We start from the raw sequence: 22907 nt of genomic DNA, 5'->3' as shown, positions 1-22907 counted from the left end.
TGCTGAAAGGTGCTTCCCATATCGATGATGATGGCCTGTGCCAGCGGCACACATTATCCAGAAGCGAGACTCCTAGTGCGTAAGGCTGGCGGCCCCAATTCGTTGGAGTATCTGGTCATTGTGTTGAAGGAAGTCATGGTTACTTCCTATGACGTGCGTACTGACGATAACAGCGATATTTTGTATGAGAGTCTCGCGCTGAATTTTGCCAAGGTGGAAGTGAGTTACCAGCCTCAAAAAGCAGAAGGCGCAAAGGACGGAGGGCCGGTGAAGTTTGGCTGGAACATTCGCGAAAATATTAAAAACTAGAGTTACGGAGCAGCTTTGCTCTGCGGCAAGAGCCGGCAAGCCGACTCCTATATAAAGCGGGTTATTGCTGCAACTGCAGGGCCTCACGCTTGAAAAAGCGCTTCTGCGCAAACGGTATCTCTTCGCGGTCGCCATAGGGCGCGCTGTACCAGTTGCCGTAGGTAGGATTGGGCAGCAGGAACCAGCGCTGGCCGAGCCAGCCCGCATAGGGTTCGACCGCCCGACGCTGGGCGGCCAGGGTGTTGTGTTCGGCCTGGACGAAATCCCCCAGGGAATCACCGGCCATCAACAGCACTCGCGCCTGGCTGGCGACCCATTGGCGTCGGCAGTTCTTTCCGTAGCCCGCTTGTTCGCAATGGCCGGTCGGGGTGGCGGCTGCCAGCACCTGCTCATTGTTTTCTATCGGGAAACCGCGCAAACGCAGGTTGTCGACGGTGGCCTGGACCTGGCTGTGCTCACGGTTGGTCAGGTAATACACCTTGATCCCGCGTTGCTTGGCCGCCTGCAAAAACGCCACGGCGCCGGGCAGGGCCTGGGCCTTGGCCTGGTCGACCCAGGTGTTCCAGCGGTCATAGGAGTAGACTTGGTTGTTGACGATGTCCCGGGCATTGAGCGGCACGTTGTCCAGGAGGGTTTCATCGATATCGACGATCACCGCCGGCGGCAGGCCGGCCAGGTTGCGTGGGGCAAAGGGCAGGGCGTCCCAGTCCTTGGTGGCCAGGGCCACGTCGAGCTGGCGGGTGGCGTCGGCGAACACCTGGCGATAGATCAGCTCATGCTCGATGGAGGTCTGGGTCCACAGCACTGCATCCAGTTGGTCGTTAGCGGGTGGGCGCTGTTGGCAGCCCATCAGTACCGAAGAAAGCAGGCATACGCCGGCAACATTCATCAGACGCATAAAAATAGTCGGCCTTAAAAAAATGGCGATAGTGGAACGACGATCGAGCTCCGCACAGTACCGCAGTATTGCGCGCCAGCCTGCATCAGGCGCTTATTTTCACAAGGGTTAGATCGTTTATTTCCTTATCGAAGGTACATAGCACTCCAGTGAATATCCATCGCTGCTATTTTCAGGTCGCTGCATCGGGAGTGGATGCAATAACAAGCATTTGTCTGCTCCCACGCTTTTACAGTCTGTCTTAAATGATAATCGGACGGTCTGACGTCTATTTCTGCTGCTCGGCCAGCGTCTTGCACCGCCGTGTGTCATCTCTAGAATCGGCCCCAGAATTTAGTCCTTTCCTGTCGATTACGGAGTTTCGAACATGATGAATGCCATGCAGATGCCAATGAACAACGCGATGCCGATGATGCCGATGATGGGCATGCCGATGATGATGGCCACCATGCAGTGTGAAATGACCGGTGATGCCATGATGTGCACGATGAAACCGGCAGCCGGCATGGACATGGCGATGTTCAAGAACAACGCCGAAATGATGGTGATGATGATGAACTGCGGCATGCCGATGATGATGCAGTGTGCCAATCTGTCGATGATGTGCATGTCGCAAGACACCATGGCCATGATGAACAACATGCCGGCGATGAACATGCCGATGGGGATGTCGATGCCGATGATGAAGTGCGTCATGGAATGCACCCTGCAAGCCGATGGCATGACCTGCAAGATGATGCCGATGCCCGGCATGAGCATGGCGATGATGGACAACTGCTGCATGCTGATGAAGAAAATGATGAATGACTGCGCCATGCCGATGATGATGAGTTGCAACGGCATGCCGATGATGTGCTGCACCTGCTGACAGGCTGTTCGCGGGCATGAAAAAGCCCCGCCTGATTGCTCAGGCGGGGCTTTTTGCGTTCAGTCCAGGCGTTCGGGGTGGATGATGACCAGGAACGCCAGCGCATCGCTGTCTGCCGGGTTGCGGTAGCGGTGGGGCTGGTCGGCATAGAACAGAATCGAGTCGCCGGTGGACAGCAAGTATCGCTCCTCGTTGACGCTGACTTCCAGCACGCCCTGAGCGACCACCAGGTTTGCCTGGATTCCTGGCCTGCGGCCTTCGCACACCTCTTCACCGCGCGCGCTCAGGCGTATCTCATAGAACTCCGACTGGCGTGACATGTCGTCGGGAAACAATGCACGGCTGACGAACGTACCATCGGCACTCACCAGGCGTTTGCTGTGGTGGGCGGGGAGCAATTCAACCCCTTCGAACGAGCGGTTTTCCAGGAACGCCGCCACCGATACTTTCAGGCCCTTGGCGATTTTGCACAGCACCTTGATCGACGGCACACTTCGTCCGGACTCGATTTGCGCGAGCATCGCCCGGCTTACTCCACAGGCGCGGGCCAGCGCATCCAGGGACAAGTAACGTTTGCTGCGCAGGCGCTGCAGGTTATGCGCGACGCACTGGCTGATGGCATCGTCGTCGCGGGTGGCGCAATCCTTGGGTTGAGCGGTGGGAGGCAGCCGTTCGGGAAGGGCCTGGAGAAAACTCATCGGCCTTATGCCCGGCGTGTATCGCTGGATGCGTTACTGGTCTGCAAGGTGAATCCCGACAGCCCGGCACGCGCCGCGTACATTGCCCACATCAGCTCGGCCGCTGCACGTGCCTGGCGGCGCTTGCGGTGGAGGGTGAAATCAATGACGTTGGCGGATATCGACATGGGGCAGTCTCGGGTGACGGTGGTGACTCGGTTGCTCCACATTACTGCGTGCAGCTTATTTCCTTAAATACTGAGTTAGCATTTATTAATTCTATTTTGGACTTAAAAACAGACGTGACCTACCGTACCCCTGGTTCTTCCAACGCTTGAACTTTTCCAGGATTCGGCCCATGCGCCTGCGACAACCTTTGCTGCTTCTTCCTTTCGGCGTCGCCCTGACATTCAGTCACCTGGCCCAGGCCCAGGAGGCACTGCAGCTGGCGCCGCTGCAAGTCACCAGCAGCGAGCTGAGCGAAGGTGAGGCGGCCCAGGCGCAACTGCGGCAGGTGCCCGGTGGGACCAATTACATTGACATGGCCAGCGTCGAGCAGGGGCGAGTCAGCAGCAACGAAGATGTACTCAAGTACCAGGCCGGCATCTACGCCAAGGCGGCGAACAACGAAGGGGTGAAAATCTCCATTCGCGGCTCGGGCATCAACCGTGGTCCCGGCAGCCACGCGTCCGGCCTGTATGAAACCATCGACGGCCTGCCACTCACCGGCCCCGGCGGCACACCTTACGAACTCAAGGACCCGTTGTGGCTCAGCCGGGTCGAAGTGCTGCGCGGCGCCAACGGCTTTGACCGGGGCGCACTGGCCCTGGGTGGTGCGGTCAACTATGTGACCCACACCGGCTACGATGCCCCCAAGTTGCGCGTGCGCTACGAAGCTGGCAGCCATGGTTACGCCCAGCGGGAAATCAGCTCCGGGCAAGTGCTGGGCGATGCTGACTACTACATCAGCCTGACCGACTCTGACTACGATGGCTTCCAGCAACAGAGCGCCGGCAGTGGCAAGGGTGTGGCGGCCAACTTCGGCTACCGATTCAACCCGGACCTGGAAACCCGCTTCTATTTCCGTTACCGCGAAACCGCCAACGACAGCCCCGGCAAACTCACGCGCGAGCAGATCGAGCACAGCCCGCGTAGGGCCAATGCCGTCAACCTGGCGCGCGACTCCAAGCGCTTGCAGCCGGGGTCTACCTGGATCGCCAACAAGACCACATTGCAGTTGGACGATAACTCTCGGGTAGAGGCTGGGCTGGTCTACCACGATTACCCCATGGACCTGCGCGAAGGCACCAACCGGTTGAAGGTGGCATACACCGATATCAGCGGCACCTTGAATTACATCCGTCAGGACACGCTGCTGGGGCGCGACAGCAAGACCATCGTCGGCCTGCGCACCACCCAGGGTTTGCCCAATAACGGTGTGTCCGAGTACGTGCGTGTACCCGCCGGCACCACTGCTAACTTCACTCCCGGCACCAAGACCCGTGACTACAGTTACCTGGGCTCGGATACGGTGTTGCACGTGAGCAACGACCTGGAACTGTTGCCCGACCTGTGGCTGACCACCGGCCTGGCGGCGATCTACACCCGCCGCGAAACCGAAGTCACTTATCCCGACACCCGTGCCCCCTTGAGTACCCACGACTGGGACTACGCCCCGCGCGTGGGCCTGCGCTATGACTTCAACCCGCAGTTGCAGGTGTATGGCAACTTGAGCCGTTCGGTCGAGCCGCCGCATGCCTGGTCGATGATCTGGGGTTCGAACAAATTCTTTGCGAAAGACTCTGGCAGGCCGGAGGCGGGCCTGACCCGCGAAGGCGTGGAACTGCAAAACCAGACCGCCACCACCCTGGAACTGGGCGGGCGCGGCGAAGCCTGGTTCGGCCAGTGGGACCTGGCGTTGTATCACTCGCTGGTGCGCCATGAACTGCTCAGCGTCGAGACCCAGGCGGCCACGCTCAACAGTTCGCAGGTGGTTGCCGAGTCCAATGCCAGCCCGACCATCCACCAGGGCCTGGAACTGAGCCTCACCAGCCCGCTGTGGGACGGTGGTAATGCCGGCCGCCTGGCCCTGCGCCAGGCCTACACCTTCAGCAACTTCCACTACCGCGACGACCCACGCTTTGGCGACAACACGCTGCCTGGCATCCCCAAGCACTATTACCAGGCGCAGTTGCGCTACAGCCATCCCAGCGGTTTTTTCAGCAGCCTCAATGGTGAGTATTCCTCGCGGGTGGCGGTGGACTATGCCAACTCCTACTACGCGTCAGCCTATGGCTTATTGGGCGCCACCGTTGGTTACGACGCACCGAAACAGGACTGGCAAGCCTGGGTCGACCTGCGCAACCTGACCAACCAGCGCTACGCCAATACCGTGACCCCGGGTTATGACGATCAAGGCCGTGATATGGCGCGCTCGACGCCGGGCGATGGCATGGGCGTGTATGCCGGGGTTTCCTGGAGCCTGCGTTAAGGCTCCTAAACTTATAGCCAGGCGCCATCGTCGGGCCCTTGCCCTGCTATCGTTTTGCTGTCATCGTTTGCGCGATTGGTAATCTTTCTTGTTTGAGAATTTTTTGCGCATGCATGATTTTCCTGTGGCCGAATGTGATATCGCCCGCCGCCAGCAGACACTCACCGCGCTCTACAGCGACCACCACTCCTGGTTGCACGGTTGGCTGCGCAAGAAACTCGGCTGCTCACAGCATGCGGCGGACTTGGCCCAGGATGCATTCGTACGGGTGTTGTTGCTGGCCGAGCCCCACAACATTCAAGAGCCCCGGGCATTTCTCGCGACCACAGCCGGACGCCTGCTGATTGACGGCGCGCGACGACGCAAGATCGAGAAAGCCTACATGCAAGCCCTGGCCGTCCAATACGAAGACGCTGGCATGCCCGACCCTGCGGCCATCCATGTGGCGCTGCAGGCCCTGGAGCGCATTGCGCTGATGCTCGCCGGTCTGCCGGACAAGGCTCGCGAGGCGTTCCTGCTCAGCCGCCTGGACGGGCTGACCTACAGTGAAATCGCCGCCCAGCTTCAGGTGTCGTCCAGCACGGTAAAAAACTACATTTCCAGCGCGCTGGTGCATTGCTACCACACGCTGCACGGCGCCGACCCGCTGTGACATCCACCGAGCAGATTGTCAGTGAGGCGGCGCGCTGGTTGGCGCTGCTCAATGACGAGGACGTCAGCGTTATCGACCGCGAGGCCTTTGAGGCGTGGTGCGAGACCGACCCACGCCATCGGGTGGCTTTCGAGCGCATGCGATCGCTGTGGGGCAGCCTTGATGAACTGCCTGCCGAGCCGGCACGCCTGGCGTTGAATCAGGCCTTTGTTCCACGTAAATCCGGGTACGCCGTGCGAGGTGGGCAAGCCCTGGCGTTGCTGGGTGTGTTGGTTATCGGTTGGCTGGGTGTTGAGCAACTGCCGGTGTGGACAGCCGACCAACGTACCAGCGTCGGTGAGCGGCGTCAGGTTGTCCTGGCCGATGGTAGCCAGGTGCAGCTCAACAGCAACTCGGCGCTGGACGTGAAATTCGATGGCCGCCAGCGTGTGATCGAATTGCTCAAGGGCGAGATGTGGGTCGAAGTGGCCAAGGACGCGCAACGGCCATTTATGGTGCGCACTGACCAGGGCACGGCAACGGCACTGGGTACGCGTTTCCTGGTTCAGCGTGCAGTGGACGGCTCGACCGTGGTCACGGTGATCGAGTCAACAGTGGCCGCCAAAGGCAACGACAGCGAAGCGGTGAAAGTGACCGCAGGCCAGCGTGCGATCCTCAAGCAGGGACGTGCACAGCCGGCACAACCGGTCGGCAACAGCGACCCGGCTGCCTGGACCCGAGGCTTGCTCACGGTGGATGATCGGCCGCTGAGCGAAGTCCTGCAGACCCTGGCCAGCTATCGCCATGGCGTGGTGCATTTTGATCCCCAGGCGTTGCAAGGCATGCGTGTGTCGGGTGTGTTCAAGCTCGATGACAGCGACGCGGCGCTGGCGACCCTGGCGGATAACCTGCCGATCAAGGTGGAGTATTTCACTGACCTGATGGTGGTGGTCAAACCCATCTGAGCGGGCTGAAAACACCCATTCAAATAAAAAGGCCGCTCATTCATACCCGATTTCCCGACATGGCCGTCATGGAATATAGAACTCCATTTTCCAGGACCTCTCATGTCACGCTTTGCTCGTCCGTTGCACCCGCTGGCGCTGTCAGTGGCGCTGGCTTTTGCCGCTGTGCCCCTGACCATTCACACGGCATGGGCTGATGAAGGCAGCCATTTCTCGATCCCTGCCGGTGACCTGAGCCAGGCCCTCAATGGCTTTGCCGAACAGGCCGGGCTGGCCCTGGCCTTTGATCCGGCCTTGACCCGCAGCAAGCGCAGCAGTGGCTTGAGCGGGCAGTTGAGCAGCGACGCAGCACTGGCCCAATTGCTGGCGGGTAGCGGTCTACGTGCCCAGGCATTGTCTGCCAAGCGCTACCGCATCGAGCCCATCCCCCAGGCGGACGGTTCTGTGGAGTTACAGGCCACGACCATCAGCGGTGCCTATCAAAGCGAAAGCCCGATCGGCCCGGTATCCGGCTATGTCGCCACGCGCAGCCTGTCCGGCACCAAGACCGACACCGCGTTGATCGAGACCCCGCAATCGATCTCGGTGGTCACCAAGGACCAGATGCGTGCGCAGAATGCCGAGAGCCTCAACCAGATCCTGCGCTACAGCGCCGCGGTCGTCCCGGAAACCCGTGGCGCCACTGCCTCGCGCCTGGACCAGTTGACCATCCGTGGCTTCTCGCCGGTGACGTACCTGGATGGTTTGCGCGTGGCGTCAAGCCGCGATGCCTCGCCGCAAAAGGATGCCTTTGACCTGGAGCGCGTGGAGGTCCTGCGCGGCCCGGCGTCGGTGTTGTACGGCCAGGGCAGCCCCAGCGGTGTGATCAACATGGTCACCAAGCGCCCGCTGGATACGCCGTTCCATGAAGTGGGCGTCGAGTACGGCACCTTCAACAAGAAGCGCACCACCTTCGACCTCAGCGGCCCGCTGGACGAGCAAGGGGTTTATTCGTATCGCGTCGCCGGGTTGTTCGATGATGCCGACGGCCAGGTCGAACACACCGAGACCCGTCGTCAGTCCCTGTCGTCGGCCTTTACCTGGCGTCCGAATGAGGCCACCTCGCTGACCTTGCTCGGGCATTTCCAGAAGGACCCCAAGGGTGCGTCCTACGGTTCGGTCCCGGCCTGGGGGTCTGTGCTGCACAGCCCGCTCGGGCGCAAGATTGATGTGGATTTCTATGACGGCGAGAAAAACTTCGAGAAGAGTGATCGCGAGCATTACTCCATCGGCTATGCCTTCGAGCATCATTTCAACGATGTCTGGACCGTGCGCCAGAACGCCCGCTATATGCGCAGCGAAGGGATCTATCGCAGTATCTACAGCAATAATCTGCAGGCCGATTACCGCACCATGAGCCGCTCGACCATCGCCACCGATGTCGATATGGACGCCTACAACCTGGATAACCAGTTGCAAGGCAAGTTCGACACCGGCCCGGTGCAGCACACGCTGTTGATGGGGCTTGATTACCAGAACACCAGCGTCGATACCAAGGCCGGTTATGGCAAGGGATCGGACCTGGATATCTTCGACCCGGTATACGGCGTGCCAGTGCAGACGCCGGCATTCACCACTGACGCCACGTCTCGCAGCGAGCAGACCGGGGTGTATCTGCAAGAGCAAATGAAATGGGACAAGTGGGTACTGTTGATGGGCGGCCGTTATGACTGGGCCAGTACCGACAACACCACGCTGACCCTCAAGACTGGCGCCAAGTCCAAATCCTCCCTGGACAGCAAAGCCTTTACTGGCCGCCTGGGTGTGGTCTACCTCTTCGATAACGGCCTGGCGCCCTACGCCAGCTATTCCGAATCCTTCTCCCCGCAAACCGGTACCGGCTACGGCGGTTCGGTGTTCAAGCCGACCGAAGGCAAGCAGTACGAAATCGGCATCAAGTACCAGCCGCCAGGCAGCAACAGCTTTATCACCGCCGCTATCTTCGACCTGCGCCAGAACAACGTACCGACCATGGATCCGGACCCCACTCATCTGTGTGGCAGTGGTCGTTGCCAGGTACAGGACGGTGAAGTGCGCTCCCGTGGCTTCGAACTGGAAGGCAAGGCCAGCCTTAACGACAACCTGGATATCACGGCGGCCTATGCCTACCTCGATAACCGCATCAGCAAATCCAACAGCACCGTGCGCTACGCGCCGATCACCGACATTGGCGTAGGCCCGGCCGTACCGACCCAGGGTACCACCACCTATGCTGTACCGCGCCACACGGCCTCGGTATGGGCCGACTACACCTTGCACGACGGCAACCTCAAAGGGTTTGGCGTAGGTGCGGGCGCACGTTACGTCGGCTCGTCCTGGGGCGATACTGCCAATACCTTGAAGGTCCCGGGCTACACTTTGTTTGATGCGGCGGTGCACTACGACATCCCGCACATCAATACCCTGGGCGACAACCTGCGCCTGGCGCTGAACGCCACCAACCTGGCGGATAAAGAGTACGTCGCGTCCTGCTATTCGTACTCGTGGTGCTGGTATGGCTCGCAGCGTACGGTGCAGGCCAGTGCGACGTATCAGTGGTAAGTTGAAAAAACGCCCTGCGTAGCAATGCCGTCTCAAAAGGTCAGTTCATTATCGAGCTGACCTTTTTTATTGCAGCGGGCAAGGGTTTTGCTCAAATGTATCGAGAAGGCATTTTGCTGGCCCCCACGTCGCCAATGTTTCGCCAAAATCACTTTTATTTTCAGGTGGTTAGGTGGGATGCCAATGCGCAACGTAAAAATCACGCTGATTGCCTTGGCCCTGGCGAGCGGGACGACGGTGGCCCAGGGCAAGGCGCTGCGCGAAGGGGATCGGTACATGTGCAGTTGGGGGGCGGGGACGGCGGCCAGGGCCCAGGAACTGAAGTTGGCCGGCGTTTCATTGTATGCGGCGCGGCAGAAGATCCAGCGGTACAAGTTCGACAAGTCCTGGATGCGCATGATGGCCATGGGCATCACCGAGCAGACCTATGACAGCCCTTCGCGACTCAAGCCTACGGCCGTTCGCGCAAGCTTTTATGAAGAGTGCGTGCGTTACAAGTTGGCGCGCAAATAGACACTTGTAGGAGCGGGCATGCCCGCGAAAAACGTCAACGATAACGCGGGGTGTCTGGTCCCCCGCGTTGCTCTCAGGTGCTTCGCCGGCAAGCCGGCGCCTACACAAACGTCAACTGCGTTCATGGATGTTCATTAACCTTATAGTTATTAAGGTTTTAACCTGGCAAGTTTGCAAGTTGCACCAAAAAGTAGCACTGAGGAAGTCATGCTCCATAAAAAATGTGTGGTTATTGAATGACTTAGCGCTGTTTTAATCCGACGAAAGGCTATTAATCAACTTGTTACAAGTTGTCTCGCTGGTTATTATGCCCGGGCGTTCACCTCCCACGGTTTATGCATTTTTAAATCCCAAGTGTCCATCAGCTACTTGGGATTTTTTTTGCCCGGGATTTGACCTTCATACCTGAATGCTCGTGGTTTTTCTGGCGCCAATGCACCAGCGCCGTCGGGGAAAAGTGTGGGGTAGCTAACACTTTCGTAGGATTACTCACACGCGCTGCACAACCTGACCTACCCTGTATGAATCACGTCTATCGCGTCATGTGCGAGCAAGGGTGTCCAGGATGATTCCGATCGTTGAGTTGAGCCGCATCATGGCGTCCGGTTTTGTCCCGCTGTCGTGCGACTGTAGCGTCAACCCCCAGGGTTTTTTGACGATCCGTGTCTTCGAGCCCGAGTCCGGTCGTGTGGACCTGCTGTTGACCGGCGTGTCGCCCCAGGGCCTGGACAGCATCCGTGCCATCTCCAACCTGATCGGCGAACTGCGCACCGAGCTTGCGGCCGGGCGCCGTGGGTTTGCGGCATTCGGCTAGGTATCAGAGCCTGCGCAGAAACGAGCGGACAATCTGTTTGGTGGTATCGGTTGCGTCCAGTTGCTCCAAGGCACTGTAGGCATGCCACTGGCAATCGATGATTTCATTGCAGGGCCTGGCCTGGTCGATGTTCACTACCGAGGCTTCAAACACGTGATGCAGTGTGTCACTGGCCTTTAATTCTTGCAGATACAGCAAACCATCCACGTTCAGCCCGGTTTCCTCTTGCAGTTCACGCTCGGCCGCGCCGACCGGGCGCTCATCGCGCTCGACCTTGCCACCGGGTAATGCCCATTTCGACCTGGCCTTGCGCACGAACAGAATGTGCCCCTCGTGCTCGCAAATCACCGTTGCGCGTATTTTCATCGTCTGTGCCCCGCAGCTAGATGCTTGTCATAAAAGTGTAATGCAATTGTCATGCTGGGTCTTTATGGGGGGAGGCTGGAGGCCGCACAGGAAAACACCGATACTGCCCGACTGAAAGAATACTGATGAAGGAAAGTCAGATGAGTACCATCCGCTGGGGCATGATCGGTTGTGGCAGTGTTACTGAAATCAAGAGTGGACCCGCCTTCTACAAAGCGCCAGGCTCGGCCCTGGTGGCCGTGATGGGGCGGCGCGAGGAAGTGGTGCGCGATTATGCGGCACGCCACGGGATTGCCCGGACCTACACGGATGCCCAGGCACTGGTCAATGACCCCGAAGTGGATGCGGTGTACATCGCTACGCCACCTGACAGCCATCTGGAATACAGCCTGCTGGCGGCTGCGGCGGGCAAGCATTGCTGCGTCGAGAAACCGATGTCGCTGAATGCTGAACAGAGCGCATTGATGCAGCGCACCTTCGAACGCGCCGGGCTGCATCTGTTTGTGTCCTATTACCGCCGCTCCCTGCCGCGCTTCCAGCAGGTGCGCGCCTGGCTGCAAGAGGGGCGCATCGGCGAGTTGCGGCACCTCAGTTGGACGTTGTGCAAGCCGCCGTCGCCGACCGATACCCAAACCAGCAACTGGCGTACCGACCCGACGATTGCCGGGGGTGGCTATTTTGCCGACCTGGCCAGCCATGGCTTCGACCTGTTCCAGTACCTGGCGGGAGATATCGTCGAGGTCACGGGTTACACCGCACATCAGGCCGGGCGCTATGCGGCGGAAGATGCCGTTACCGCCTGCTGGAGCTTCAGTTCGGGCGCGCTGGGGATGGGCTGCTGGAACTTTGTCGCCGACCGTCGCGAGGATCGGGTCCAGTTGATTGGCAGCCAGGGGCGTATCACTTTTTCAGTGTTCGACGAGCAGCCGTTGCAACTGGAAGCCGAGGTCAGCGAGACCCTGCACATTGCCCATCACCCCCATATCCAGTGGCACCACGTGTTGGGCATGAACGCGCATATCCGCGGCGAGAGCGTGCACCCGGCCCTGGCGATCGAGGCCCTGAAGACCGACCGGATCATGGATCGGGTGTTGCAGCGCAAGCCTTGATGCCTGGAGCTGTTGCGCTTTCTGCTGCGCGGCGGCGCGTTGGCTGACTACCCGTTGGGGCGGAGGTTCAGAACACTGGCCGTTCACTTTAAAGAAGGATTAGCTCGATGAAATGGAAAACCGCCTGGATCGCCCTGTGCCTGGTGTTGGCTACGCAGGCAGGCGCCGCCTCGCGTAACCAGGGGCAAGCCGGCGACTTTGATTTTTATGTGTTGGCATTGTCCTGGTCGCCGACTTTTTGCCTGACCCATCCGCAGGACCAGCAGTGCATCGGCAAGGGTTACGGCTTTGTGCTGCATGGCCTGTGGCCACAATATGCACGGGGCGGGTGGCCAGCCTCTTGCCTGCCGCAGTCACGGTTGTCGGCCGAAGAAATGGCCAAGGGCATGTCATTGTTCGTCACCGAAAAACTGCTCAAGCATGAATGGGCCAAGCACGGCACATGCAGTGGTCTGGAGGCGTCCGACTATTTGGACAAGACCGATGCTGCATTGGGCGTGGTGCAGATTCCGCAGGCGTTCCAGCCCTTCAATGTGCCCGGCCCACTCGCCGCCAGGGACATTGAAGCCTTGTTTCGCGAGAGTAACCCCAGCATGGGGCGCCACGGCATGGCCGTGATCTGCAAGGGCAAGGTGTTGTCGGAGGTGCGGGTCTGCTTGAATAAGGAACTGCGCTTGGCCGGTTGCCCGCAGAGCATCAAGACGCAATGCCGTGGTGGTGAGCTCCGGATTCCTGCGCAGCGCTAGTTGTCTTCTATGTCGGCCCGGGGAATTGACCCTGGGCATGACAAGAGACCCATGGATGGGCTAGTTTCAAGGTGTACCAGTCATTGATTAACTTGCGGAGGTACTTCATGCCAGTGAAACATGATCTTTATCAGGATTTGGGGTTGAGCAAGGAGGATGTCCAGCAGCGTCGGGCAAGCCACCATCGGTTGGATGTATTGCTTACCCAATATGACGTCGCCGACAAGGAGGTATTGGAAGCTGAATCCGCAAGTGCCAATGACGATGATGTGGAGAACCTGAAGAAGAAACGCCTGTTGATCAAAGATAAAATCGTCGAACAACTGGAGCAGACCAAGGGGCATTAGCCAGCGCTGGCAGGCGTCCATATTTGTTCAGAATTGACCAAAGGACAGCCGTCCCGCCACTGCCTATTATCCCAACCGTTCGCCCGACCCTGGGGCACGTTGACTGCGCATGGAATGCGTTGTGGTGTCGGGCGAACTCTATTTTCTAGGTGCGCAGCGCCTGCAGGCAGGCGTCGATCGAGCGCTGCTGGGTGTCTGCATACAGCTGCAACTCATCAATGGTCCGGCGGCCCAGGGCCTGTTCAAATTCAGCCTGGTTGGCGTTGGCCGCGTAGTGACTCTGCGCCGTATCGCCCAGGTTCGACTGGAAAATCCCCGCCGCGCTGACCGGCAGAAAATCCTCATACACCAAGGGTTCGATCGCCACGTGACCGGCCTCAAGCAGTGCGTCCAGATTGGGTCGCGGGCTCTTATCGGCTACGCGGCCCTTGTCGGTCACAAAGTAGCGAAAGAACGCCAACCCTTGTTCGCGCATGTCCCGGTAATTATCCGCAAAAGCCTGGAAGTGCTGTTCCATCAGTTCGCTGTAGCGTTGGGCGTTGGTTTCATTGGGAAAGGCGCCCAGTTCGTCCCTGGCGGCGTTGAGTAACTGGTCGTAGAGCGCCCGGCCTTTGGGCGTCAGGGCCACGCCACGCTGTTCGATCTCGCCAAACCTTGCGCTGTGACTGCCTTTGGCATCGGTAAAGGCAATGGCTTCGTCGAGGGCCTTGAAGCTGGTCTGGCGCAGCAGGATCGGGCATTGGCGGCGGGGTGGGCCTTCGATCACGGCCTTGGGGGTGATGCCTTTGCCGGGCATGTCGGCTTGTACGCGGTCGATGTCCAGGGTGCGCGGGGTCAGGTGATTGATGTGCGGACCCTTGAAGGCCACCACGTCGGCAATCAACCGGTGCTGGTCGCTGAGTTGTTGGTATTGGGCGGCGCTGACCGTGGCGGTGTGGTGCCAGCGAAAGGTTTCCAGGGCCTGCTGGATAAAGGCCTGGGCATCACTGGCATTGAGGCCGCCGTCGGCTTCGGCCTGTTCGATCAGGGCCAGGGCCTGCGGGGTGAAGATCGAGCGCTTGGCCAGGGCGGCTTCGGCAAAGGCCCGCAGTTCAAGGTTTTCGATCAGCTCCAGGCGCAGCAGCGAAGTGAAGACCCGGAACGGGCTGGTTTGCAAGGCGCTTTCATGCACTGCGCGAAAGGCTGTGGAATGCACTGGCACGCCAGCCGGGGTGAGGTCGTAGTAGCCCACCGGCTGCATGCCCATCACCGCAAACAAGCGGCTGATGGTTGCCAGTTCAAGGGCGGTGCCCAGGCGGATGGCGCCGTGGCGCTCCCTGTCCAGGCGCTGGATTTCACCGGTGCGCTGCAGTTGCTGCGCCAGGTCGGTATCGTTTGCTAGCGCCCGGGCATTGGTTTCGGCCACCAACTCCAGCAACGCGCCATACAGCGGCACTTCCTCGCGGTACATGTCGGACATGGCCCTGGAGAAGTCTTTGCGGATGTCGTCGGGGCTGATATGGCGCGGGGTAGACATAGAAAAATTCCTGGCTGCGATAACGGTGGTATGGGCCGTAAGCCAGATTTTGTTGGGCGTTGCCCGTGGGCGCAAACGAAGATTCCTCTGGACTTCATTCTGCAAATGAATGAGCGCGACAGGCGCAAACAAAAATCCCGCCTGGGCAGGCGGGATTGGTCAATCCAGGGTTGCCCTGGATCAGGCCGGGAACAGCTCGCTCAGCTTCATCGCCAGCATCATGTCGCCTTCGGTGCGCAGCTTGCCGCCCATGAAGGCCTGCATGCCGTCGGTGGAGCCGTCGACGATGCCTTGCATGGTTTCACCGTCCATGACCAAGGTCACTTGGGCGTCTGGGTTCTCGCCTTCTTGCAGTTCGCAAGTATTGTTCTTGACGATCAGCGAGAAGTTCTTGGTGTCGTCGATACGGAAACCGAACACCAGGTCCAGGCCGTCGGCGGCGCTTGGGTTGAATTTGGCTTTCATTGCTTCTACGGCTTTAGCTACGTCAGTCATGGTTCGATCCTTTTATGGGTGGTGCCAGTGACCTTGGGGTCACGGTTGGCCGCAATTCATCGGAAGGTGATGAGCTGCGGCGCCTTCAACAGCTGCAAGTGGGTATGGCTGTTGAAGGAAGCCAGTGCCACTTCGCGACCACGGAACTTCAAGTGGTTGAGCGAAGTGTTGACAATCTGCCAGTTCAGCTCGAAAGCCTGGGCGGCAGGTATGCGGGTAATCAGGTGGAGCAGGGCGGTGATGGTCCCGCCCGAAGTAAATACGGCGATCTTGTGGGTGTTGTCGGTAGTCTCAAGCAGGCGTTGCAAGCCACCGCGGACGCGCTCGACAAACCCCAGCCAGCTTTCCAGGCCGGGCGTGTCGTAAGTCCCGCTCAGCCAGCGCTCGATGATCAGGGCGAAGATACGCTGGAACTCGCTACGGTTCTGGGGGGCGTTGCGCAGGATCTCCAGGGCTTCGGGCTCGCTGTCGAGCAAGTCCGGGAGCAGGGCGCGGATGATTGCGTCGGCATCGAATTCGTTGAAGGCGCTGTCGATTTCCAGGGGCGGCACCGGCAAGCCTTGGGCGCCGATGGACTCGAAGGCGGCGTTGGCGGTGTGCTGCTGGCGGCGCAGGTCGCCCGACACGCAGCGGTCGAACGTCAGGCCCAGGTCAGCCAGGTGGCTGCCGAGGATCTGCGCCTGCTGCACACCAACGGGCGACAGCACGTCATAGTCGTCTGCACCGAAGGAGGCCTGGCCATGTCGAATCAAATAGATGCTGCCCACGTCCGTTCACCCGGTACGTTGAAAGTCTGGCGAGGTTATGAGGATGCCGGGAAGCTGTCAATGAAAAAACATACGCTTGTTTTAAAAGCTCGTTAGAGGCCCGTCTCAAGGGGTTTCAGCTCTGGCTCCCCGGCGGTCCCGTCGGTATGCTGGGGCGATCCGCGCTTGGCGCACCGTATCTGTAAGGAGTCCCATGGAGTTTCTGGCTGAGTATGCAAGTTTTCTGGCAAAAACCGTTACGTTGGTGGTCGCCATTCTGGTGGTACTGATCAGTTTTGCGGCGTTGCGCAGCAAGGGTCGGCGCAAGAATGCCGGGCAGTTGCAGGTCAGCAAGCTCAATGACTTCTACAAGGGCCTGCGCGAGCGCCTGGAGCAGACCCTGCTCGACAAGGATCAGCTCAAGGCCCTGCGCAAATCCCAGGGCAAGTCCGAGAAAAAACAGAAGAAAACCCCTGAGGCCAAGCCACGGGTGTTTGTCCTGGATTTTGACGGCGACATCAAGGCCTCGGCCACCGAGAGCCTGCGTCATGAAATCACCGCGCTGCTGAGCCTGGCCACGCCCAAGGACGAAGTGGTGCTGCGTCTGGAAAGCGGCGGTGGCATGGTCCACAGCTATGGCCTGGCGTCGTCGCAATTGGCGCGGATCCGCGAGGCGGGCGTGCCGCTGACGGTGTGCATCGACAAGGTTGCAGCCAGCGGCGGCTACATGATGGCGTGTATCGGCGAGAAGATCATCAGTGCTCCGTTTGCCATCCTCGGCTCCATTGGTGTGGTAGCCCAGCTCCCCAACGTCAACCGCCTGCTGAAGAAGCACGACATCGACTTTGAAGTGCTGACCGCTGGCGAATACAAGCGCACCCTGACCGTGTTTGGCGAAAACACCGAGAAGGGGCGGGAGAAGTTCCAGGAAGACCTGGACATTACCCATCAACTGTTCAAGAACTTCGTGTCGCGCTATCGCCCGCAACTGGCGATTGATGAAGTGGCCACCGGCGAAGTCTGGCTGGGTGTCGCGGCGCTGGACAAGCAACTGGTGGACGCCCTGCAGACCAGTGACGAATACCTGGCGACCAAGGCCAAGACCGCCGAACTGTTCCACCTGCACTATGCCGAGCGTAAAAGCCTGCAGGAGCGGGTGGGCCTGGCAGCCAGCGGCTCGGTGGACCGAGTGCTGCTGGCCTGGTGGAGCCGCCTGACCCAGCAGCGTTTCTGGTAACACGGCCCACTGTAGGCGCGAGCTTGCTCGCGAAAAACTCAAGACCAGCGCGGTCATCCAGCAGACCCGCGTTATCCTTGATGACCTTCGCGAGCAAGCTCGCTCCTACAGGGTGTGGGAATCGGATGCCTCAGCAGCAGGCCCACCACCAGCGCCCCCAGCAGGCTCAACAGCCCCGCCACCCACAACACCCTGCCAAACCCACCGACAAACGCCTGCCATGCCAAGGGTTGCACCAGCCCCTGCGCCGATTCCGGCAGCAGCGCCATGGCCGCTGGCATGTCCCCGGCCACCACCCGCGAGGCAATCCCCGGTACTTGCGCCTGCCATTGTGCACCGAGACTGGCGTGCAGCAGATGCTCGCTATGACTGGCCAGCAGCGCCCCGTATACCCCGATCGCCAACATGATCGCGCTGAAGCGCATGGTCGTGCTCATGCCCGAGGCCATGCCAGCACGGTCCCGCGGCACACACGCCATGATGTTTTTCTGGGTATCGCCATTGAGCAGGCCGGCACCGGCGCCGGTCACTGCAATCGCCAGGGCGAACGGTAGATAACCGCCGACACTCACGGCCCAGGCGCTGAGCAGGTTGCCGCTGCCCACCAGGGCTAGCCCGCTCGCCATCAGGGTGGCCGGGGCGAAGCGGCTGGCCAGGCGTGCGCCGATCCGCGGGCAGATCAGCATGGTCAGGGCAAACGGCAGCATGCCCAGACCCGAGGCAATCGCAGAAAATCCCAGGCCGTTTTGCAGGTAGAACGGCAGCAACGTCATCATCACCTGGGCACAACCGGCATAGGCAAACATCCCGAGCAGCGCGCCGATAAACCGTGGGTACTGGAACAGCTGCAGGTCCACCATCGGCCGGCGTTGCAAACGCTCGACCCACACAAACAGACCCAGCAGGAATGCGCCGCCGAGCAACCGCGCATAGGTCAGCGGGTTGTCCCAGCCGATCCGGTTGGCTTCGATCAGCCCCCAGATCAGGCACAACAGGCTGGCGCTGAAGGTCAGGCTGCCCCAGGGGTCGAGGCGCGCCGATTGGCTGTCGCGCGATTCCGGTATGGCGTGCAGGACCAGCGCCAACAACGCCAGGCCCACCGGCAGGTTGAGGTAGAAAATCCAGCGCCAGCCCATGTAGTGGGTAATCAGGCCACCGAGGGTCGGGGCGGCGGTCATCGCCACGCCCATGCAGGCGCCCCAGAAGGCCCAGGCCTTGGCCCGTTCCAGTTCATCGTGAAAGGCGTGGCCGATGGACGCCAGGGCTGAGGTCAGCAGTAATGCCGCACCGACACCTTTGACGGCGCGGGCAATATCCAGCAGCAGCACGTTGGGGGCGGCGCCACAGCCCAGGGAGGCGAGGATAAAAATAGCCAGGCCCCAGAGCAGGGTTTTCTTGCGGCCGAAGCGGTCGGCAATGCTCCCGGCCGGCAACAGCAGGGCGGCGAACGCCAGCATATAGGCGCTGACCACCCATTCGATATCGGCGAAATTGGCCCCCAGGTCGCGGGCGATAGTCGGCAGGGTCACGGCGACGATATTGGTGTCGAGGACAATCAGCGAACAGACCCCAGAGGCGGTCAACAGGGTAAGGCGTGGGCTGACCTGGCTCATGGCATGATTACCTGAAAGGCAACAGGCAAGGTGCAATTGACGGACATGATGAGGACTCTCTACTGTGGGCATCCTGTCAGCTTATCGTCGGCGCCCAGTGGTTCTGTTAGCCGAAGCGAAGCACATCATTACCTTTGAGCTAATCCTGCAATGGAAATACGCCATTTCCGCTACTTCCTGGCCGTTGCCCGGCACCGCAACTTCACGCGTGCCGCCGAGCAGTTGGACATTGCCCCGCCCACCTTGAGCCGGCAGATCCAGGATATGGAGCGTGCCTTGGGCACTCGCCTGTTTATCCGCCGCCAGCGCGACGTCAGCCTGACGGAGGCGGGCACTGCGCTGTTGGCCGAAGCCGAGGCCACCGTGCGCCAGTTCGAGTTTGCCCAGCGCAATGCACAGCGCGCCGGGCGTGGCGAGATCGGCCATATCGAGTTGGGTTATGTCGCGTCGGCGGTGTATTCGGGAGTGTTGCAACGGCAGGTCCAGGCATTTTGCGCAGAGTTTGCCGATGTCAGCCTCAGCGTACGGGAAAGCCCCATGGCCCTGTTGCCGGGGCTGGTGGCCGAGGGGCGCTACGACATTGGCTATATTCGCTCACCGATGACCTTGCCCGACGGTGTGGAGGCGCTACGCCTGGGCAGCGAAGGTTTTGTCCTGGCGTTGCCCCAGGGGTCGTGGCTGCTGGGTTTGAAGGCGATCACCTGCGAGCATTTGCAGAACGAGACCTTCATCCTGCCCGAGCAAATCAGCGGCACCTTGCAGGTGGCCGCGCAAGGCGGGTATGCCCCGCGCCTGGGGCCGCAGCCGGGAGGCCTGGTGGCGGTGATTGCCCTGGTGTCGCTGGGGCAGGGCGTGGCGGTGGTGCCGGAGTCGGTGGTGGGGCATGTCAGCCTGCCGGGTGTGCAATACCGCAACATCCAGGGCAACGATGCCTCGTCGTGGCTGTCGCTGATTTACCGGCGCTTTGAAAAGGCCCCGGCGGTGGCGCGGTATATCCAGCACGTCAAACATAACCCCACTTTGTAGGCGTCGGCTCCTACAGGGTCAGGCGGGGTTGGATCGAGTCTGCCAGTTGCGTGAGGATCAGGCAGCAGGACACCGCCCCGGCATCCAGTACCCCCAGCGAGCGTTCGCCCAGGCGGCTGGCCCGGCCAATCTTGGCCACCAGGTCCTTGGTCGAGTCGCGGCCCTGGGAGGCTGCAGTTTTCATCGCGTCCAGGGCAGCACCGAAGGACGCGCCCGCTGCCTGCGCCCGCTCAAACGCCTCCACCGCCGGAATCAGGGTGTCCATCAAGCACTTGTCGCCCACACCGGCTTCGGTGATGTCCTGCAACGAAGTCAGGCCGCCGCGCAGCAAATGGGCGAAGGTGGCGCCATTGATGTCTTCGCAGCCGCGCACCTCGTCGGCCATGCCGATAAACAGGCTGCCATACAGCGGTCCCATGGAGCCACCGATGCCCTCCATCAGGCTCAAGGTCAGTTCATCCAGGGCCTCGGCCAGGGTCAACTGCCGGCCTTCGATGGTGCGGCCGCAATGGGCGAAGCCCTTGGCCATATTGATGCCGTGGTCGCCATCGCCAATCGCACCGTCGACTTCGCTGAGGTACTCACGGTTGGCGACGATCACGCTGACCAGGTCGGCGACAATTGCACTGCCATCGTGGGTAGAAAAATGCTGGCTCATGGTTTATTCCGCCTGGGTCATGCCGATGGAGCGGCAAGGTTGGTCGATCAGGGTTTTCAGCTCGGCATCCAGGCCTAGCAGGGTCAGGGTCACGCCCATCATTTCCAGGGAGGTGAAGTAGTTGCCGACGTAGCAGCGATGGATCTTCAGGCCCTTGGCCTTGAGCTGGCTTTCGACTTCGGCGTAGAAGATGTACAGCTCCATTACTGGCGTCGCGCCCAGGCCCGAGACCAGCACCACCACGCTGTCATCCTGGCTGAAGTCACGGTCGGCGAGGATCGGTGCCAGCATGCGCGCGGCCATGGCGGCGGCGGATTCGATCGGAATCACTTCGATCCCGGGTTCGCCGTGGTGGCCGATACCCAATTCCATCTGGCCGTCGGGGATCTGGAAGTTCGGCTTGCCCACTGCCGCAATGGTGCAGGGGGTCAGGCCGATACCGATGGAGCGACAGTGATCGACGGCCTTCTGTGCGACGCGAATCACTCCATCCAGGTCGTAGTGCTGCGCGGCGGCGGCACCGCCGATCTTCCACATGAAAATCTCCCCGGCCACCCCGCGACGCTTGGCGATATCGGCCTTGGGGGCCGAGGCCACGTCATCGTTGGCGACCACGGTGCGGATCTGCATGTCCTTGCTGGCGGCCATTTTCATTGCCAGCTTCACGTTCATATTGTCGCCGGCATAGTTGCCGTACAGGCAAGCCACGCCAGCCCCATGGTCGGCGGCGCGGAAGGCATCGAAAAAGCTCTTGGCGGTGGGCGAAGAGAAGATTTCGCCGACGGCCACGGCGTCCACCAAGCCTGGGCCGACATAACCGAGAAACGCCGGCTCATGGCCCGAGCCGCCACCGGTGACGATGCCGACGCAGCCCTGGCTGGAGGGCTTGGCCTTGCTGATCACGCGGGGATTGGTGTCGCTCTGGCGCAGTTCGGGATGGGCGACCAGAATGCCGCGCAGCATGTCCTCGACCACTTGGTCCGGATCGTTGATGACTCGATTCATAACGCGGGTTCCTGTTCTTGTTGTGAGCAACTGACTGTAGGAGCGAGCTTGCTCGCGAAAAACGTTAACGCTAACGCGGGCTGCCTGGATGAGTGCGTCGCCCTCAGGTTTTTCGCGAGCAAGCTCGCTCCTACAGTAAAAAGCGGTTGGGGTGTTTTAGGGTTCGAGCACGACCTTCAAGGACTTGTCCCCACGTTCCATCACCGCAAACGCTTCCTTGAAATCCGCCAATGCAAACTTGTGGGTCACCACGTCGCGCATGTCGATCTTGCGCTTACCGATAAAGTCGATGGCCCGTGGGTACATGTAGGGGCCCAGGTGCGAACCCAGCACATCCAGTTCCTTGCGGTCGCCAATGATCGACCAATCTACCGTGGCCTCGTCGTTGAATACGCTGAATTCGACGAAGCGCCCCAGCTTGCGCAGCATCGCCAGGCCCTGGTTCACCGCCTTGTGGTGCCCGGTGGCTTCGATATAGATATCGCAGCCATAACCGTCGGTGATTTCGCGGATTTTTGCCAGTACATCCACCTCGGCCGGGTTCCAGACCTCGTCGGCGCCCATGCGCAGGGCCAGTTCGGCGCGTTCGGGTTTCATGTCGAGCACGATCAGGCGTTTGGGGTTACGCATGCGCACCGCGCCGATGATGCCCAGGCCCAGGGTGCCGGCGCCGGCTACCACTACGACATCGTCGAAATCCACATTGGCCCGTTCCGCCGCGTGCAGCGAGCAGGCCAGGGGTTCGATCAGGATCGCCTCGTCTGGCGCGATGGAATCCGGCACCTGGTGGATGATGCCTTCCTTGGTGAAGATCATGTACTGGGCCATGGCGCCCTGGACGTTGTTCTGGAAACCGTAGAGGTCGTGTTTCTGGCACATCCAGTACTGGCCGTGGTTGCAGAAGCGACAACCCCAGCAGGGCACGATCTGCTCGGAAATCACCCGGTCGCCAACCTTCACCCCACGCTTCTCGGCGCCAGGGCCCAGGGCGACCACGCGGCACACAAACTCATGCCCGGGAATCATCGGCGGCTTGACGTAGCGCGGCTGCTCGGCGTCGCCCCAGAACGATGGTGCGCCGCGATAGGTCTTGATATCGCCCATGCAGATGCCGCACAGCTCGACCTTGGTCAGGATTTCGTCGGGGCCGGGTGTCGGGACGTCGACGGTTTCCAGGCGATAGTCTTCCGGGCCGTGGCACACCACGGCCTGCATGGTCTTGGGGATTACCGGGTTGAGTTGTTCGGCGGTACGTTCGGTGGCGGTGGACATGACAAACCTCGCGACGAATAGATGG

The 22907-nt window shown here is 60.5% G+C and carries 23 protein-coding genes and 2 pseudogenes; 12 read left to right on the top strand and 13 right to left on the bottom strand.

Going from position 1 to position 22907, the window contains the following annotated elements:
• Nucleotides 1–15: 15 nt before the first annotated feature.
• A pseudogene (locus H097_RS03190) lies at nucleotides 16–309 on the top strand (type VI secretion system tube protein Hcp); the annotation flags it as partial.
• Between the two features lie 61 nt (nucleotides 310–370).
• Here H097_RS03190 and H097_RS03185 read toward each other — a convergent pair.
• The 4 genes from H097_RS03185 to H097_RS28380 all read right to left on the bottom strand — a co-directional run bounded on the left by H097_RS03185 (nucleotide 371) and on the right by H097_RS28380 (nucleotide 2940).
• A complete protein-coding gene (locus H097_RS03185; RefSeq protein ID WP_032857284.1) occupies nucleotides 371–1207 on the bottom strand; it encodes an HAD family acid phosphatase in 837 nt (278 codons plus the stop codon).
• Nucleotides 1208–1558: 351 nt separating this feature from the next.
• On the bottom strand, nucleotides 1559–2068 hold the full coding sequence (locus tag H097_RS29075; RefSeq protein WP_032857281.1) for a hypothetical protein: 510 nt from the start codon (nucleotides 2066–2068) through the stop codon (nucleotides 1559–1561).
• A 66-nt stretch (nucleotides 2069–2134) separates the two neighbouring features.
• Entirely contained in the window at nucleotides 2135–2773 is a 639-nt protein-coding gene (locus tag H097_RS03175) for an XRE family transcriptional regulator (protein ID WP_032857280.1), read from the bottom strand.
• Between the two features lie 5 nt (nucleotides 2774–2778).
• Nucleotides 2779–2940, bottom strand: coding sequence for a hypothetical protein (locus H097_RS28380; protein ID WP_167360822.1), 162 nt, complete (start codon nucleotides 2938–2940; stop codon nucleotides 2779–2781).
• Nucleotides 2941–3110: 170 nt separating this feature from the next.
• Between H097_RS28380 and H097_RS03170 the strand changes: the two genes are divergently transcribed.
• The 6 genes from H097_RS03170 to H097_RS03145 all read left to right on the top strand — a co-directional run bounded on the left by H097_RS03170 (nucleotide 3111) and on the right by H097_RS03145 (nucleotide 10746).
• Nucleotides 3111–5243, top strand: a complete 2133-nt coding sequence (locus H097_RS03170) for a TonB-dependent receptor (RefSeq protein WP_032857276.1) — start codon at nucleotides 3111–3113, stop codon at nucleotides 5241–5243.
• A 109-nt stretch (nucleotides 5244–5352) separates the two neighbouring features.
• Nucleotides 5353–5895, top strand: coding sequence for a sigma-70 family RNA polymerase sigma factor (locus tag H097_RS03165; RefSeq protein WP_032857274.1), 543 nt, complete (start codon nucleotides 5353–5355; stop codon nucleotides 5893–5895).
• The gene (locus H097_RS03160; protein WP_032857273.1) at nucleotides 5892–6839 is read left to right on the top strand and encodes a FecR family protein; all 948 of its coding nucleotides are present in this window, start codon (nucleotides 5892–5894) and stop codon (nucleotides 6837–6839) included. The genes H097_RS03165 and H097_RS03160 overlap by 4 nt, the downstream gene beginning before the upstream one ends.
• A gap of 102 nt (nucleotides 6840–6941) precedes the next feature.
• Nucleotides 6942–9419 carry a TonB-dependent siderophore receptor gene (locus H097_RS03155; RefSeq protein ID WP_032857270.1) on the top strand — a complete coding sequence of 826 codons (2478 nt, stop codon included), beginning with the start codon at nucleotides 6942–6944 and terminating at the stop codon, nucleotides 9417–9419.
• Between the two features lie 183 nt (nucleotides 9420–9602).
• Nucleotides 9603–9932, top strand: coding sequence for a hypothetical protein (locus H097_RS03150; protein ID WP_032857268.1), 330 nt, complete (start codon nucleotides 9603–9605; stop codon nucleotides 9930–9932).
• A gap of 565 nt (nucleotides 9933–10497) precedes the next feature.
• Entirely contained in the window at nucleotides 10498–10746 is a 249-nt protein-coding gene (locus tag H097_RS03145) for a DUF1652 domain-containing protein (protein WP_032857266.1), read from the top strand.
• Between the two features lie 3 nt (nucleotides 10747–10749).
• Here H097_RS03145 and H097_RS03140 read toward each other — a convergent pair whose 3' ends face one another.
• The gene (locus H097_RS03140) at nucleotides 10750–11112 is read right to left on the bottom strand and encodes an NUDIX hydrolase (protein ID WP_032857264.1); all 363 of its coding nucleotides are present in this window, start codon (nucleotides 11110–11112) and stop codon (nucleotides 10750–10752) included.
• A gap of 140 nt (nucleotides 11113–11252) precedes the next feature.
• Here H097_RS03140 and H097_RS03135 point away from each other — a divergent pair, with 140 nt between their 5' ends.
• The 3 genes from H097_RS03135 to H097_RS03125 all read left to right on the top strand — a co-directional run bounded on the left by H097_RS03135 (nucleotide 11253) and on the right by H097_RS03125 (nucleotide 13314).
• Complete coding sequence (locus H097_RS03135; protein WP_032857263.1) at nucleotides 11253–12221, top strand: Gfo/Idh/MocA family oxidoreductase; 969 nt, start codon at nucleotides 11253–11255, stop codon at nucleotides 12219–12221.
• A 107-nt stretch (nucleotides 12222–12328) separates the two neighbouring features.
• Nucleotides 12329–12967, top strand: a complete 639-nt coding sequence (locus tag H097_RS03130; protein WP_032857261.1) for a ribonuclease T2 — start codon at nucleotides 12329–12331, stop codon at nucleotides 12965–12967.
• 107 nt (nucleotides 12968–13074) lie between these two features.
• Entirely contained in the window at nucleotides 13075–13314 is a 240-nt protein-coding gene (locus H097_RS03125; protein WP_032857259.1) for a DUF465 domain-containing protein, read from the top strand.
• 145 nt (nucleotides 13315–13459) lie between these two features.
• Here H097_RS03125 and H097_RS03120 read toward each other — a convergent pair whose 3' ends face one another.
• From H097_RS03120 to H097_RS03110, 3 genes are all read right to left on the bottom strand, one after another.
• Complete coding sequence (locus tag H097_RS03120; RefSeq protein ID WP_032857257.1) at nucleotides 13460–14830, bottom strand: VOC family protein; 1371 nt, start codon at nucleotides 14828–14830, stop codon at nucleotides 13460–13462.
• Nucleotides 14831–15010: 180 nt separating this feature from the next.
• Nucleotides 15011–15325 (bottom strand): SCP2 sterol-binding domain-containing protein, encoded by a 315-nt coding sequence (locus H097_RS03115; RefSeq protein ID WP_032857254.1) that lies wholly within the window; start codon nucleotides 15323–15325, stop codon nucleotides 15011–15013.
• Between the two features lie 56 nt (nucleotides 15326–15381).
• A complete protein-coding gene (locus H097_RS03110) occupies nucleotides 15382–16092 on the bottom strand; it encodes a histidine phosphatase family protein (RefSeq protein ID WP_032857252.1) in 711 nt (236 codons plus the stop codon).
• A 193-nt stretch (nucleotides 16093–16285) separates the two neighbouring features.
• Here H097_RS03110 and sohB point away from each other — a divergent pair, with 193 nt between their 5' ends.
• A complete protein-coding gene (gene sohB, locus H097_RS03105) occupies nucleotides 16286–17308 on the top strand; it encodes a protease SohB (protein ID WP_032857249.1) in 1023 nt (340 codons plus the stop codon).
• A gap of 7 nt (nucleotides 17309–17315) precedes the next feature.
• On the opposite strand, the pseudogene H097_RS28560 reads toward sohB, so the two are convergent.
• Both H097_RS28560 and H097_RS03100 read right to left on the bottom strand, forming a co-directional pair.
• A pseudogene (locus H097_RS28560) lies at nucleotides 17316–17435 on the bottom strand (outer membrane lipoprotein carrier protein LolA); the annotation flags it as partial.
• Nucleotides 17380–18921, bottom strand: coding sequence for an MFS transporter (locus tag H097_RS03100; protein WP_032857247.1), 1542 nt, complete (start codon nucleotides 18919–18921; stop codon nucleotides 17380–17382). The gene H097_RS03100 and the pseudogene H097_RS28560, both read right to left, overlap by 56 nt.
• 150 nt (nucleotides 18922–19071) lie before the next feature.
• Here H097_RS03100 and H097_RS03095 point away from each other — a divergent pair, with 150 nt between their 5' ends.
• Nucleotides 19072–19947, top strand: a complete 876-nt coding sequence (locus tag H097_RS03095) for a LysR substrate-binding domain-containing protein (RefSeq protein ID WP_032857245.1) — start codon at nucleotides 19072–19074, stop codon at nucleotides 19945–19947.
• 10 nt (nucleotides 19948–19957) lie between these two features.
• Here the strand turns inward: H097_RS03095 and dhaL are convergent, their stop codons facing one another.
• From dhaL to H097_RS03080, 3 genes are all read right to left on the bottom strand, one after another.
• Nucleotides 19958–20605 carry a dihydroxyacetone kinase subunit DhaL gene (dhaL, locus tag H097_RS03090; RefSeq protein WP_032857242.1) on the bottom strand — a complete coding sequence of 216 codons (648 nt, stop codon included), beginning with the start codon at nucleotides 20603–20605 and terminating at the stop codon, nucleotides 19958–19960.
• A 3-nt stretch (nucleotides 20606–20608) separates the two neighbouring features.
• On the bottom strand, nucleotides 20609–21610 hold the full coding sequence (locus tag H097_RS03085; RefSeq protein ID WP_032857240.1) for a dihydroxyacetone kinase subunit DhaK: 1002 nt from the start codon (nucleotides 21608–21610) through the stop codon (nucleotides 20609–20611).
• 156 nt (nucleotides 21611–21766) lie between these two features.
• A complete protein-coding gene (locus H097_RS03080) occupies nucleotides 21767–22882 on the bottom strand; it encodes an alcohol dehydrogenase catalytic domain-containing protein (protein ID WP_032857238.1) in 1116 nt (371 codons plus the stop codon).
• Nucleotides 22883–22907: the final 25 nt, after the last annotated feature.

The sequence above is a fragment of the Pseudomonas sp. FH4 genome (genome assembly GCF_000510915.2).
GTDB classification, from domain to species: Bacteria; Pseudomonadota; Gammaproteobacteria; order Pseudomonadales; family Pseudomonadaceae; genus Aquipseudomonas; species Aquipseudomonas brenneri.
Note: the sequence above shows the minus strand (reverse complement) of the source record. Positions and strands in the feature narration are given on the sequence as shown.

Bases quoted from the DNA above. Each gene is read 5' to 3' on its own strand.
- H097_RS03185 (WP_032857284.1), bottom strand. From the start codon at position 1,207: ATGCGTCTGATGAATGTTGCCGGCGTATGCCTGCTTTCTTCGGTACTG.
- H097_RS03175 (WP_032857280.1), bottom strand. From the start codon at position 2,773: ATGAGTTTTCTCCAGGCCCTTCCCGAACGGCTGCCTCCCACCGCTCAA.
- H097_RS28380 (WP_167360822.1), bottom strand. From the start codon at position 2,940: ATGTCGATATCCGCCAACGTCATTGATTTCACCCTCCACCGCAAGCGC.
- H097_RS03170 (WP_032857276.1), top strand. From the start codon at position 3,111: ATGCGCCTGCGACAACCTTTGCTGCTTCTTCCTTTCGGCGTCGCCCTG.
- H097_RS03165 (WP_032857274.1), top strand. From the start codon at position 5,353: ATGCATGATTTTCCTGTGGCCGAATGTGATATCGCCCGCCGCCAGCAG.
- H097_RS03155 (WP_032857270.1), top strand. From the start codon at position 6,942: ATGTCACGCTTTGCTCGTCCGTTGCACCCGCTGGCGCTGTCAGTGGCG.
- H097_RS03150 (WP_032857268.1), top strand. From the start codon at position 9,603: ATGCGCAACGTAAAAATCACGCTGATTGCCTTGGCCCTGGCGAGCGGG.
- H097_RS03145 (WP_032857266.1), top strand. From the start codon at position 10,498: ATGATTCCGATCGTTGAGTTGAGCCGCATCATGGCGTCCGGTTTTGTC.
- H097_RS03140 (WP_032857264.1), bottom strand. From the start codon at position 11,112: ATGAAAATACGCGCAACGGTGATTTGCGAGCACGAGGGGCACATTCTG.
- H097_RS03135 (WP_032857263.1), top strand. From the start codon at position 11,253: ATGAGTACCATCCGCTGGGGCATGATCGGTTGTGGCAGTGTTACTGAA.
- H097_RS03130 (WP_032857261.1), top strand. From the start codon at position 12,329: ATGAAATGGAAAACCGCCTGGATCGCCCTGTGCCTGGTGTTGGCTACG.
- H097_RS03125 (WP_032857259.1), top strand. From the start codon at position 13,075: ATGCCAGTGAAACATGATCTTTATCAGGATTTGGGGTTGAGCAAGGAG.
- H097_RS03120 (WP_032857257.1), bottom strand. From the start codon at position 14,830: ATGTCTACCCCGCGCCATATCAGCCCCGACGACATCCGCAAAGACTTC.
- H097_RS03115 (WP_032857254.1), bottom strand. From the start codon at position 15,325: ATGACTGACGTAGCTAAAGCCGTAGAAGCAATGAAAGCCAAATTCAAC.
- sohB (WP_032857249.1), top strand. From the start codon at position 16,286: ATGGAGTTTCTGGCTGAGTATGCAAGTTTTCTGGCAAAAACCGTTACG.
- H097_RS03100 (WP_032857247.1), bottom strand. From the start codon at position 18,921: ATGAGCCAGGTCAGCCCACGCCTTACCCTGTTGACCGCCTCTGGGGTC.
- H097_RS03095 (WP_032857245.1), top strand. From the start codon at position 19,072: ATGGAAATACGCCATTTCCGCTACTTCCTGGCCGTTGCCCGGCACCGC.
- dhaL (WP_032857242.1), bottom strand. From the start codon at position 20,605: ATGAGCCAGCATTTTTCTACCCACGATGGCAGTGCAATTGTCGCCGAC.
- H097_RS03085 (WP_032857240.1), bottom strand. From the start codon at position 21,610: ATGAATCGAGTCATCAACGATCCGGACCAAGTGGTCGAGGACATGCTG.
- H097_RS03080 (WP_032857238.1), bottom strand. From the start codon at position 22,882: ATGTCCACCGCCACCGAACGTACCGCCGAACAACTCAACCCGGTAATC.